Origin of the sequence: Sarcina sp. DSM 11001 (assembly GCF_900101015.1) — a bacterium.
In the GTDB taxonomy this organism is placed as follows: domain Bacteria; phylum Bacillota; class Clostridia; order Lachnospirales; family Lachnospiraceae; genus CAG-791.
In genome coordinates this window covers 1-12,000 of sequence record NZ_FNFZ01000015.1, presented here as the reverse complement: position 1 = coordinate 12,000, position 12,000 = coordinate 1, and the positions used below count along the sequence as shown (strand labels likewise).

The following is a 12,000-nucleotide window of genomic DNA, read 5'->3' as shown; positions in this document are numbered from 1 at the left end:
TTCGATACACGCATTTAAAGAAAGAGGAAAGAATATGTACGTTGACTCCGCATACTGGCGGAATTCGAGAATTGATTTTAAAGACCGGAGGCACCCCCTGTTCGTCGGGAGCTGCGGGACGTACCGTCTGTTATCGATCACAAAGCTTCCGACCCACCGGCCCAGAGGCCGCATCGATTTTCAGCTCCTGTATGTCGCGGCGGGAAAGGGACATTTTTATTACAACGGAAAAGAACACATCATTCCCGCCGGGAACATGGTTCTGTACCGTCCCAGAGAAGAGCAGCGGTACTATTACTACGGTGCCGATCACACGGAGGTATTCTGGATCCACTTCACAGGTTCAGATGTCACCAATATCCTGCGGCACTATGGTTTCAAAGACGGAGAACATGTGATCCACAGCGGCACTTCCCTGGAATACAGCCATATTTTCCAGCAGATCATTGGAGAGCTCAAGGAATGCCAGCCTCACTACGAGGAAGCCTGCATCTATCGGCTTCACCTTCTCTTTATCCTTTTGAGCCGTCTGAGCGATAAAAAAGCGCGGCGCCAGTCTGCCCATATGTCGGGACAGATGAACACCGCAGTTCAATATTTCCATGCTCATTACAGTGAGCCGATCTCGATCAAAGATTACGCCCAGGATCTGGGCCTTAGCGTGAGCTGGTTCACCAGAAGTTTTCGTGAATATACCGGTTCCGCCCCCGCCCAGTACCTGATCTCCCTCCGGATCTCCGCCGCGCAGAGTCTCCTCGAGACGTCTGACCACAATATCACGGAGATCGCCGAGCTCGTCGGCTACGACAACCCGCTGTATTTCAGCCGGCTCTTCCGCAAACAGACCGGCATGTCTCCCTCCGATTTCAGGAGCCGGCTTCAGGCATGGAACGAGGAGAACCCCTGAGCTTCTGTATACGTGAACTGTTTGGCCATGAATTCCTTTAACCGCCGGCTGTTTGGCCGTAAGTCTCGTAACTGCAGTTCTCTTTACGGCAGTTCTCCTGGTCCCAGGCTTATTTAACAAAAAACAGACACAGCCAGCCCCGACAGGGGTGGTTGTGTCTGTGCGTAAAAAACTGCAGATCGGCTGAAAAACACTACACTTTTCGAAAGATTTCTAAAAGCATAATCCTGTAATCTTATCTTTACATAAAGAGCTTAACGTTACACAAAGGGCTTGGTTTTACACAAAGGTCTTATTTATACATAAATGCTGCGACTGCCGTGAGGTCGAGACCGTCCAGATCCGATCCGTTGGCGGCCAGACTGTAGGAAGTGGCAGTATCTTCGTCTCTCCAGGAGCAAAGCTGGGCGTTATCACCTTCTTCCATGAAGGAGTAAATTTTTCCGGGCACGTTCCAGTTGCCGACTACAATGTCCTCTGTCGCATCCCAGTCGTAATACATCCCGGAAATATCCTCCTCCGGGTCTCCTCCCTGTTTTGCCCGGGCGGTGAACTGCGTCCCGTCCATCTCAAAGAAGAGCTGGACGAGGGGTGAGACTTCCTCTCCTTCCGCCTCCTGGGCTTCTCCAGCATCCATCATGGACCACATGACGTTTTCCGCGCCTTCCGGTACCCGGAAAAGATGGGTGACGACTGATGCGACCTCCTCTTCGGTCACATCTCTCCAGGGATTGGCCATCCCCACGCCGCCGGACTCCTCCCCGTCGTAGCTGTTGTATTCAAATACAAAACCGTCCGCTATGTGTTCTTCGTCATCTTCCCACATCAAATTCCGGGAGCCCAGGCCGCTCTGGAAGACAATGCGTCCCTTTCCGTTTCTGTAGATCTCAGTCTCGGATTCCAGTTCTCCCCCATCTTTATAGACCGCTTCGCTCTTGACGCAGTCATCATACTCGATCGTGAGGGTCTCCATATCCAGGTCTCCGCTCATTCTCCACTCCGCGCTCTCCCAGGCACTGCCGCCCCACTGGACCGTGATCTCGGCGCCTTTTTCACTGTTCTCCTTTGTTGCCACGGTCATAACACATCTGTCGCAATAATACCTGCCGATAAAATTCATGACCGGGTTCTGGCCGCTGATATCCTCCTCGGTCAGCGCGGCCACTTCTACATCGGGAGAAGTGAAGCCTTCGATCGCGGCTTCATTGCTCTGCAGACCACCCGCCAGGAGACCGCCTTCCTCATCTGTCGCTCCCGCTCCTACTTCCGGAGACTGCGTCGCTCCGGCACCTGCTTCATTTTCTGTCGTCACAGCCGACTCTTCAGCAGTCGAAGGGGAGGAAGCACTCCCCTGGGCACCTTCCGAGCCGCAGGCGATCAGGGAACCGGCCACGAGCATAGCAGTCGCGGCTGAAAGGATCCTGTGGATAGTAAACGTTCTTTTTTTCATAAATAACATACCTCCTCTTAGATGAAATGTATGCTGTCAACTATTCTGTGAGTGTAGCCACTCGGCCCATCTCACTCTTTTATTGTCTGTATACTGTATAGTTTACGATCCCCTCGTTCCCGAACCGGTCAGTGACTACGCATCTGTAGGAAGAAGCTTCTTCCACTTCGACCTTCAGAGATCTGGATGTCTCTCCCTCGATCTCCTGCCAGGAACCGGAAGACCTGTCTTCATAGTACCACCTGTACTGCATATCGTGCGTGTCATCCGCCTGCGCGTCTACTTTCAGTTTTGCCTTTCCCTTCTCGTCAGTATGCACCTTTACGATGGCGACATTTTCCTCCTCGCCGTCAGGGGTGACCTGCAGATGATTCTGGACACAGACATGGAAATAAATATCGATATAATTTGCATAACTGTCGTAGACATGGCAGCGCCAGGTGTGGTTTTTGCGTATATCCGCGACCTGGTAGACTGCGGTGTGCTGGAGGGTGTCATAGTTTTCATCCGCCAGTTCGTCGTCATACCAGCGGTAACCGATCTCTCCTTCTGTATCGGCGGAGGCAAAAACTCTGAGGATGGCTGTCTCTCCTTCTTCCACATAGACCTCTGTCTCTGTCATTCCCTCACAGCCTTCAGGCCACGCTTTCAGATGGTTGATCTCCACCATGAAGACGGCGCTTGAGATGTTTCCATACTGGTCACAGACGTCACATCTGTAAGATCCGGAAGCGGCAGCTCCCTCGATATGGACAGATGCGCTGTCCCATCCGGGGACCGCTTCTTCGTTAATATCATCATACCACAGGTAGGTCAGGCTGCTGGTGTCGTCAGCCCGGACCTCTACATCGAGATCCACATCCTTTCCTTCCTGGACCACAATGGTCTTAGAGGCTTTACCTTCGGGAAGGTCTGCGGGACGGGCCTGCAGGTGATTCGGATAAATGGAAAAATATACTTCTTCGGAGTTGCCGTAGGGGTCACTGACAAGGCACCGGCAGGTGGTACAGCTGTTGACATCCGGGAACTCATAGACGGAGGAAACCGCGTCCTTGATCACTTCATTTTCTTCATCGTACCACTCATAGGAGAGCTGGTCAGGGGTGGTCGTAGACACTTCCACCTCCAGCACCGGGCTTTCCCCGGGAGCTACGAAAACGTCCAGCTGCTGAGCATGGTCTTCACTGCCTTTTGCCCAGGCCTCCAGAGAATTGACACTGACTTCAAAGCGGGCAAAACCGGTATTTCCGTATTTATCCGATACGCTGCAAATATAAGCTGAGGGTCCCGGAACATAGGGGACTTCATATACGGCCTTGTCCGCCCCTTTGATCCTGGTTCTCTTGCCGTTCACATCCTGGAACCACCTGTATTTGAGGCCTTTTTTGTCATCCGCGGAGACATTCACCTTAAGGACAGGTTTTTGTCCGGGTTCGGAGACGATCTGTCTGGCGGTCTGTGTTTTCCGGCTGCCTTCGGGGTATACGGCCAGATGATTGACGATGATCCTGAAGGAGGCTTCCGCACGGGATCCGTACTGGTCATAGACAACGCAGACGTAACTGGCAGTGCCATCATCCGTGGAGATCTCACAGGACGGGGAGTTCACCCCCTCGATCAGTTCTCTTTCCGTATCGTTTTTCTCATCATCGATCTCCTGATACCACTCATACCACAGACCGCTGGTATCATCTGCGGAGGTCTTGACATCAAGCGCGATGGTCTTTCCGGGCTTAGTGCTGATCGTCTTTTCCGCATCGCTCTCGGCACCCTCCGGAAAGGCTTTGAGATGGTTGTCCACCATGATCTCAAAGAAACAGGTCTCTGTATTGCCTTCCTGGTCTGTCACCGTGCAGGAGACCATTCCAGCCTGATCGGCTTCCACTGTAAAGCTGTCCGAATTGCTGTCGGGAATGTCCGCGCCGAATCTGTTCCACTGATAAGTGAGCGGTGTATTGGAATAAGCACTGACCGAAAGCGTCACGCTTTCCCGGGCCTGGAGGTACCAGAACGACGGGCAGGCGGGACAGGCCTGGAATGAAGTCTCGTTTTTTTCCAGGCGGAGACTGAAATAGAGTTCTCCGTAGCTGTAGTGCCTGACTCTCAGACAATACTTTTTTCCCGCCAGGCAGGCATAATCGATCGAACAGTTGGCATCCTCTTCCCCGACGTCATCATTTTCCGCGACTTTCACGCCGTTTTCATCGTACAGCTCGCCATAGGTATCCGTCCCTTCCCCTTCTGTGAAAAAACGGTAGGAGCCGGATTCCTGAGGGACAAAGAGAAACAGCCTGCAGGGTTCCTTGAGGGTGACATAGACATCCGTCTGCCCGCCCACTGCGATCTCCGGGGCCTCGGCGATTTCCTCGGGGGTGACAACGTCATCCCCCGCAAGCGGAGGAGCCTCCTCCGCGGGGAGGCCTTCAGACTTCTTTTTGTTTTCAGAAGATTTCTTTTCAGATGATTTCTTTTCTTCTGAAGACTTTTTATCCGAAGATTTTTTATCTGAAGATTCTTTTTCTGAAGATTTCTTCTCGTTTTCCTTTTCTTTTTTGGCAGTATCCTTTTCCACCTCATCCGCAGGAATATCCTCCAGGATCTCTTCCTGCACCTCACTGTCCTTCGCGCTGACCCCCCCGTTCGTATCATCGTCTTCCGGGTCTGTAGTCTCCTCCGGAATGACGCCATACTCCGCTGCCTGGAGTGTAATGCTGTCCGCAGCAGACTCTTCATCGGAAGTTTCCGGGGAAGCCTGGAAGGCTGCAGGTTCCAGAGTTTGCCTGAATGCAGCTGCTTCTGACGCATATATGTGGTATGGTCCTGCCTGCAGGCAGAGAGTTAGCGCGATCATGGCTGAAAGCAGCACATTACTCAACCGGTTCTTTTTCATCCTTGAAAAACAGCCTCCTTATGGAACTTTGATCTTTAATATATAATAATCTTTACTATATAAAAATATATAAAGAAGACACTTCAACTGTTCTCTTTCATCAGTTTCCGACATGACATAAGCATCGTAAATTCCCATACGGATTATAGCATAATCTAACGATACACAGGAGATATGTTTTTACTGTGATTTCTTTACACTTTCATTCCCTTCTCATGTTTTTTTCATGTCATTTTCATTTTTTCCCTCTAGATTTATGGTATAAAAAAAACAGCCTGTACAGATTTGTCTGCAGCTGAAACTGGCAGAAACCGAATCTGTCAGCGTCATTATGAATCAGTACTGTACGTCAGGAATCTGCCAGGTAACATCATGAATGAGCTATGTACTGTCAGGAATCTGCCAAGTGACATCATCACCAGGCACTATCATCACTAAAATCAGGAACAATAGTTGTAACAATAATAATATAGAAGATTCCGGATCAAATCGGAAAGAGAAGAAAGGGATATATACAAATGATAAATAAAAGATTATTTTCCGCATCTGTATGCGCAGGACTTCTTTCGATCATGATCGGCTGCAACGCCCTGGCTTCAGCAGGGTCAACGTCTTCCTCCCAGTCAGTGGTAAATGGTGTCATAGTCAAAAGCATTTCCGACAATGCTATTTCTGACAAAGCCATTTCTGACAATGCAGAAGAGCCGGATGCCGCAGGTGCCTTAAATGCAGGGGAAGCTGTGGAAACAGTTGCAGCAGTCACAGAGAATTCAGGAGTATCGGTCATGGCGGCGTCTACGGAAGTCTCAGACAATTCTTCGGACAATTCCTCAGACAGTTCCCCGAACAATTCCTCAGACAGTTCCCCGGACAATTCCTCAGATAGTTCCCCGGACAATTCCTCAGACAGTGGCAGCGCCCTTGATACCTCCAAACTGTTTACTGACAGGGATCTCGAGCAAAAGGCCGACACAACCGGGGCTCGTCCAATCACCGTTGCTGATAGCAAAGTCTACACGGTCAAGAACGCCGGCGTTTATGTCATTTCCGGAACCGCTTCCAATGCGCAGATCTGTGTCGAAGCGGGGGAAGAGGATAAGGTCCAGCTTGTCCTCGATGGTGTCAAAATCACCAACGACAGCATACCCTGTATCTATGTCAAAAAAGCGGACAAGGTATTCGTCACTACAACAGACTCGGAAAACGCCCTCTCTGTGACTGGTACTTTTAAGGCAGACGGAGAGACAAACACAGATGCAGTCATTTTTTCCAGGGACGACCTGGTCCTGAACGGAGCCGGAACACTCAACGTCTCCTCCACGGACAACGGGATCAGCAGCAAGGATGATCTGAAGATCACCGGCGGAACTCTTGCCATCACCTGTGCTTCTGACGCGCTGGAAGCCAACGACTCTGTCGTGATGGCGGACGGCACCGTCACCATCCAGTCAAATAAGGACGGAATCCACGCCGAGAATGATGAGGATGACCTGAAGGGATATGTCTATATCGGTGGCGGTACTCTTAACATTGCAGCAGCTGACGATGCCATCCACGCGACAACGATCGCACAGGTCGACAACGGCACGATCACTTTGTCCTGCGCGGAAGGTCTTGAGGGGACCTGGATCCAGATCAACGGCGGGAAGACTTCGATCGATGCTTCCGATGACGGGATCAACGCCGGCAGGAAGTCCTCATTCCGCACTCCCCTTGTAGAGATCAACGGTGGAGAACTCACGATCACAATGGGCGCCGGCGACACAGATGCCATCGATTCCAATGGCGACCTGATAATCACAGGCGGTACGATCGATCTCACCGCCCAGAGTCCTTTTGACTATGACGGCACCGTGCAGAAGACCGGCGGCACGATCATTGTCAACGGCACAGAGACTGACTCGATCACCAATCAGATGATGGGAGGTCACGGCGGTGGAAAAGGAGGCTTCAAGCACGGAGGCTTTAATCGGGGCGGCTTTGATCAGGGAGGCTTCGATCAGGACAACGGACAGGGTGGCTTTTGATCAGGGCAGCTTTAATCAAGGAGATTTGATCAGGGCAACGGACAGGGAGATTTTTGATCAGAGTGGCTTTAGTCAGGGAGATTTAATTAGGACAACGGACAGGGAGATTTTTGATCAGAGTGGCTTTGGTCAGTAAAGATTTGCAGATTAATGAACTGTGCAGATTGCGCAGCACAGTATTTCCTGTGTCTCTGTAAAAGGGTCTCAGATGCAGGGTTTTCGAATGAAGGACTCTCGAATACAAGGTTCTCGAATGCAGGGCTCTCAAATACAAGGTTCTCGAATGCAGGGCTCTTGAATACAAGTAGAAGGGGTTGGAAGGGAGCATATAACATTAAGCGAACAAAGGTCCACTTATATATTAGGAAATTAGAAAAAAATCCGGCTTCGGCCGGATTTTTTTAAGGGTCATACTTCCAAATATGTAATCCTTAATGTTTTACTTTTTCACGATATGGGTGACCTTGGGCTTGCGAAGACGGAATATCGCTTTGCTTTTTCGCGGCATGCGTGACCTTGGGCTTGCGGAGACGGAATATCGCTTTACTTTTTCGCGATATGGGTGACCTCGGGCTTACGAAGACGGAATATCGCTTTACTTTTTCGCGATATGGGTGACCTTGGGCTTGCGGAGATGAAATATCGCTTTTCTTTTTCGCAATATAGGTGACCTTGGGCTTGCGGAGGCGGAATATCGCTTTGTTTTTTCGCGATATAGGTGACCTTGGGCTTGCGGAGATGAAATATCGCTTTGCTTTTTCGCGATATGGGTGACCTTGGGCTTACGGAGACGAATATCGCTTTGCTTTTTCGCGATATGGGTGACCTTGGGCTTACGGAGACGGAATATCGCTTTGGTTTTTTGCGATATGGGTGACCTTGGGCTTGCGGAGACGGAATATCGCTTTACTTTTTCGCGGCATGCGTGACCTTGGGCTTGCGGAACAGGAATATCGCTTTGCTTTTTCGCGGCATGCGTGACCTTGGGCTTGCGGAGATGGAATATCGCTTTGTTATTTTTCGGCATGCGTGACCCCGCAGTTGTGGATGCAGAATATGGCTTTGTTTTTCACGGCTTAGCGAAGGACCTAATGAAGACCGCAGGAACGTCTCGCCGCTTCAACTACGTGACGGATGAGAACGCAGGTGGTCACGCTGCCGACACCACCGGGTACAGGGGTGATGGCCTGCACAAAAGGCTCGACATCCTCGAAAGCCACATCCCCGGAAATGCCGCCCTTCTTTTCGTCCCAGTTGATCCCGACATCGATCACGACCTGGCCAGGGTTGGTGTATTCCTTTGTTACACTGTGAAGCTGTCCGGAGGCGGCGATCAGGATGTCCGCCCTGCGTGTGATCTCCGGCACGTCCTTCGTCCGTGTGTGACAGTTGACGACCGTGGCATTTTCATGCATGAGCATCATGGCCACGGGGCGGCCGATGACCAGAGAACGCCCGATGACAGCTGCCTTTTTACCGCTGACCGGGATCTGAAAATGATGGAGGATTTCCATGGCCGCTTCCGCAGTGCAGGGCGGAAAACCGGTCTTCGTATTTGTAAATACACCGGCGAGGGACAGGTCTGTACATCCGTCGATATCTTTGGCAGGGTTGAGCATGCACCTTGCCTTTTCATTATCCAAATGCTTCGGAAGGGGGCGGAACATAAGGATTCCGTGAATGACGTCGTCCTCATTGAGCCTGGTCAGAGTGCGGTCGAACTCCTCCTGCGACACATTCTCCGGCAGTACGACTTTCTGCACTTCTATATCGACAGTCCCCGCCCGCTTAATAATTCCGCGTTCATAAGCCAGGTCATCGGGGCGCTCGCCGACCCGCAGTATACAGAGTGTCGGGGTGCATCCTTTTTCCTTCAGTGCCGCCACATCCTGCCGCATCTGAACAGTCATCGCATCCGCCACTTCTTTGCCCTTCAATACAACAGCCATTCTTTCCTCACTTTCTTTCAGTTCCGGAAGCACACTGCTCCAGATTCGATTTTTAATCGATTTCATTCCAGCTTTTTTATTCGTTTTTTTCCGGCTTCTCAATCAACTTTCTTTTCCGGCTTCTCTATTAATTTCTTCACCGGTTTCTCAATCAATAGTTCACGGGTTTCTTAAGCAAATTTCATCATGTTTTCCCAGCCGGTTTCTGTAGGTTTTTTTAATCATCGCAAAACGGAATAGCGGTTAATTCAAAGAGAAACAGATTTCTCTGAATCATTGCCGCCTGCAGGGTTATCAACTGCGAATGGAATTTACGACCCCCGCATAAATGTCGTCAGCCGCGGAAGTATATTTTTCAAGCAGTGTATCTGCTTCTTTTTCCAGTTTCTGCGCTTCCTCCCTGTTTTTCATGGACTTCGTGTTAATATAAACATTCAGAGAGGCTGCCTGCATGGCTGCCTTACAAAGTACGGCGCCGCAGCCGGCATCGGAGACGGCAAGGCGGGAGCCTTTCTGCGCAAATACATCAATAAGATCGATCGCTTCTCCGCAGGCCCGCATAATCTCCATGGGAACTCCGCAGGCCGTCATGAGGGCTTCTTCCATGATCCTGTCACGATCCGGGTCAGTCCTGGGGATCCCGTAGGCTTTCGCGAGGGGGGCGAAGGCTTCTGCGTCTCCGTCCACAAGCTTCAGGAAGCGTTCCCGCAGGGCCTGGGCCTGCGCCATCAGTGTTTTGATCTCTTCCTCCACATCGGCATATTTCTTTTTCCCGACGGTGAGCTCTCCGACCATGTCTCCCAGGGCGATGCCGATTGCCGCCGCCAGGGCGCTGGCCCCGCCGCCGCCCGGTACCGGCGCGGGAGAAGCGAGGACTTCAGTAAATGACGTGACTGTATGTTCAATAAATTTCATGTTCTCTCCATTCCGCCGCCTGCACCCGACGGCATAGATAAAAAAAGATTTTTCTTCCCTTAATATTTCCCTGATTTACACTTCTCTGGTTGCCTGTAAACACAGGGGACGCCGAACGCAGAAATCTTTCCCTGTATCCTTGTTTTCATCATAGCAGTTTGACAAGGGGTTGTAAATAAAACCGGCGGACACAATAAGACTGTCTTCCGGGCTCAATCTTGGAATCAGGCAATGTGTTCCCCGGGGATAACCGTCAATCAGGGCAATGTGTTCCCCGGAGATAATCCGTCAAGCAGGGCAATGTATTTCCCGTGGATAACCTGTCAATCAGGGCAGACAGTTTGAAAAGAACTACTGATAGAGACAGAGAAAAGGAGACAAAGAACCGTCCCCCGTCTCTCGGGCGAACATTTGACACAAAAAAGTAAAAAAGTAAAATTAACAGTCAAAAAAGTACGATGTTTCATCAACGGGTAAAAGATATTTCGAAATATGAAAAGTATCCGCATGTCAGACAGACTATCCCAAAACTGCTTTTCAGCTTGTTTTAACCACCCATAGAACCATTATCGATAAGTTTTTTAAAAAAAGGTATAGAACAGTTTAAAGAAAGGGGAACAGCTAAAAATGGAAAACTCCATCAAGCAGATTATTGACAAAAACGGCATCATGGTCATCGACGGCTCAATGTCGACAGCTCTGGAGCAGCTGGGAGCGAACCTGAATTCAAAGCTCTGGACCGCCAGGGCTCTGGCCGATTCGCCCGAACTCGTCAGGCAGGTCCACCTGGACTATTTCAGAGCCGGAGCGGACTGCGGGATCACCTGCAGTTATCAGGCGACGATTCCGGGCCTGATGGCAAACGGATATACACAGGCTGAGGCGGAGCATCTGATCGCCCGTTCGGTTGAAATCTTCCGTGAAGCCAGGCAGCAGTGGTGGGAAGAAGAGGGTGAAAAGGCAGGCCGCGCCTGGCCTCTGTGCCTGGCAGGAATCGGTCCCTACGGAGCCTTCCTCGCGGACGGTTCGGAATACCGCGGACATTATGGTGTCAGCGATGACGTGCTGGACGGGTTTCACCGCCGTAGAATGGAGATCCTGCATGAGGCGGGAGCGGATATCCTCCTGATCGAGACGCAGCCTTCCCTGCATGAAGCTCTGCTTGCCGCCGGGATCGCGGAGGAGCTCGGCGCGGATTACTGGATCAGTTTTTCGTGCATGGATGAAAAACACATCTGCGAGGGCGACCCTATCCGCGACTGCGCGAAGGCCTTTGCCAAAGACCACCCGCACCTGCGGATGATCGGCGTCAACTGCTCCAAGCCTATCTACATCGCAGGGCTCGTGAGGGAGCTCCGCGCCGGCCTGAACGCTTCAGAAGAGGGCAAACGGATCCCCATAGGTGTCTATCCCAACAGCGGCGAAGAATACGATCCCGTCACTAAGACCTGGCACGGTGTCGGTGACACGAAGTCCTTTGAGGAATATGCCCTGGACTACATGAAGGCAGGCGCGGAAGCTGTCGGGGGCTGCTGCACGACAGTCGCAAGCCATGTGGAGCAGGTCATCGCCGCACGCGAAAAGTTCCTCGCGCAGGGCGGCACCCGCAGCATGATCCCGCGATGAGCTTTGCAGTATTTGCAGTACGGGAAGTTTTCAGCCTGAAGACGGTCAGCAAATATATCGGAAGTTCCCGCTTCGAACCCTAAAGGCTGATATGGTTCAAAAATACATTAAATATGTTATAAAATATGAAAATATTTTAATATAATTTGTATTTCTAATAAAATTACCTTGAAGGAGGTGATGCTTTTGCGTTCAAAAGATGTACTGCAGCTACTGCGTGTCACAAGGCAGACCTT

General features: G+C 51.0%; 8 protein-coding genes. 3 read left to right on the top strand and 5 right to left on the bottom strand.

Annotated features, from left to right (window positions below; all coding sequences use genetic code 11):
* Positions 1 to 34 precede the first annotated feature (34 nt).
* Complete coding sequence (locus tag BLT02_RS09285) at positions 35 to 907, top strand: AraC family transcriptional regulator (protein ID WP_092994210.1); 873 nt, start codon at positions 35 to 37, stop codon at positions 905 to 907.
* Positions 908 to 1,199: 292 nt separating this feature from the next.
* Here the strand turns inward: BLT02_RS09285 and BLT02_RS09280 are convergent, their stop codons facing one another.
* A complete protein-coding gene (locus tag BLT02_RS09280; protein WP_092994207.1) occupies positions 1,200 to 2,357 on the bottom strand; it encodes a hypothetical protein in 1,158 nt (385 codons plus the stop codon).
* A 79-nt stretch (positions 2,358 to 2,436) separates the two neighbouring features.
* Entirely contained in the window at positions 2,437 to 5,247 is a 2,811-nt protein-coding gene (locus tag BLT02_RS09275; protein ID WP_092994203.1) for an immunoglobulin domain-containing protein, read from the bottom strand.
* A gap of 518 nt (positions 5,248 to 5,765) precedes the next feature.
* On the opposite strand from BLT02_RS09275, the gene BLT02_RS09270 reads away from it, so the two are divergent.
* Positions 5,766 to 7,274 (top strand): carbohydrate-binding domain-containing protein, encoded by a 1,509-nt coding sequence (locus tag BLT02_RS09270; protein WP_092994199.1) that lies wholly within the window; start codon positions 5,766 to 5,768, stop codon positions 7,272 to 7,274.
* 595 nt (positions 7,275 to 7,869) lie between these two features.
* On the opposite strand, the gene BLT02_RS09265 is transcribed toward BLT02_RS09270, so the two are convergent.
* From BLT02_RS09265 to BLT02_RS09255, 3 genes are all read right to left on the bottom strand, one after another.
* Positions 7,870 to 8,301, bottom strand: a complete 432-nt coding sequence (locus BLT02_RS09265; protein ID WP_092994196.1) for a hypothetical protein — start codon at positions 8,299 to 8,301, stop codon at positions 7,870 to 7,872.
* A gap of 61 nt (positions 8,302 to 8,362) precedes the next feature.
* A complete protein-coding gene (locus tag BLT02_RS09260; RefSeq protein ID WP_092994422.1) occupies positions 8,363 to 9,223 on the bottom strand; it encodes a bifunctional 5,10-methylenetetrahydrofolate dehydrogenase/5,10-methenyltetrahydrofolate cyclohydrolase in 861 nt (286 codons plus the stop codon).
* 294 nt (positions 9,224 to 9,517) lie between these two features.
* Positions 9,518 to 10,138, bottom strand: coding sequence for a cyclodeaminase/cyclohydrolase family protein (locus BLT02_RS09255; protein WP_092994193.1), 621 nt, complete (start codon positions 10,136 to 10,138; stop codon positions 9,518 to 9,520).
* 627 nt (positions 10,139 to 10,765) lie between these two features.
* Here BLT02_RS09255 and mmuM point away from each other — a divergent pair.
* The gene (gene mmuM, locus BLT02_RS09250; RefSeq protein WP_092994190.1) at positions 10,766 to 11,764 is read left to right on the top strand and encodes a homocysteine S-methyltransferase; all 999 of its coding nucleotides are present in this window, start codon (positions 10,766 to 10,768) and stop codon (positions 11,762 to 11,764) included.
* Positions 11,765 to 12,000 lie beyond the last annotated feature (236 nt).

What these genes read in the sequence shown, in the direction of transcription:
- mmuM (WP_092994190.1), top strand. Translation starts at nt 10,766, where the DNA reads ATGGAAAACTCCATCAAGCAGATTATTGACAAAAACGGCATCATGGTC.
- BLT02_RS09275 (WP_092994203.1), bottom strand. Translation starts at nt 5,247, where the DNA reads ATGAAAAAGAACCGGTTGAGTAATGTGCTGCTTTCAGCCATGATCGCG.
- BLT02_RS09260 (WP_092994422.1), bottom strand. Translation starts at nt 9,223, where the DNA reads ATGGCTGTTGTATTGAAGGGCAAAGAAGTGGCGGATGCGATGACTGTT.
- BLT02_RS09285 (WP_092994210.1), top strand. Translation starts at nt 35, where the DNA reads ATGTACGTTGACTCCGCATACTGGCGGAATTCGAGAATTGATTTTAAA.
- BLT02_RS09255 (WP_092994193.1), bottom strand. Translation starts at nt 10,138, where the DNA reads ATGAAATTTATTGAACATACAGTCACGTCATTTACTGAAGTCCTCGCT.
- BLT02_RS09280 (WP_092994207.1), bottom strand. Translation starts at nt 2,357, where the DNA reads ATGAAAAAAAGAACGTTTACTATCCACAGGATCCTTTCAGCCGCGACT.
- BLT02_RS09265 (WP_092994196.1), bottom strand. Translation starts at nt 8,301, where the DNA reads ATGCCGAAAAATAACAAAGCGATATTCCATCTCCGCAAGCCCAAGGTC.
- BLT02_RS09270 (WP_092994199.1), top strand. Translation starts at nt 5,766, where the DNA reads ATGATAAATAAAAGATTATTTTCCGCATCTGTATGCGCAGGACTTCTT.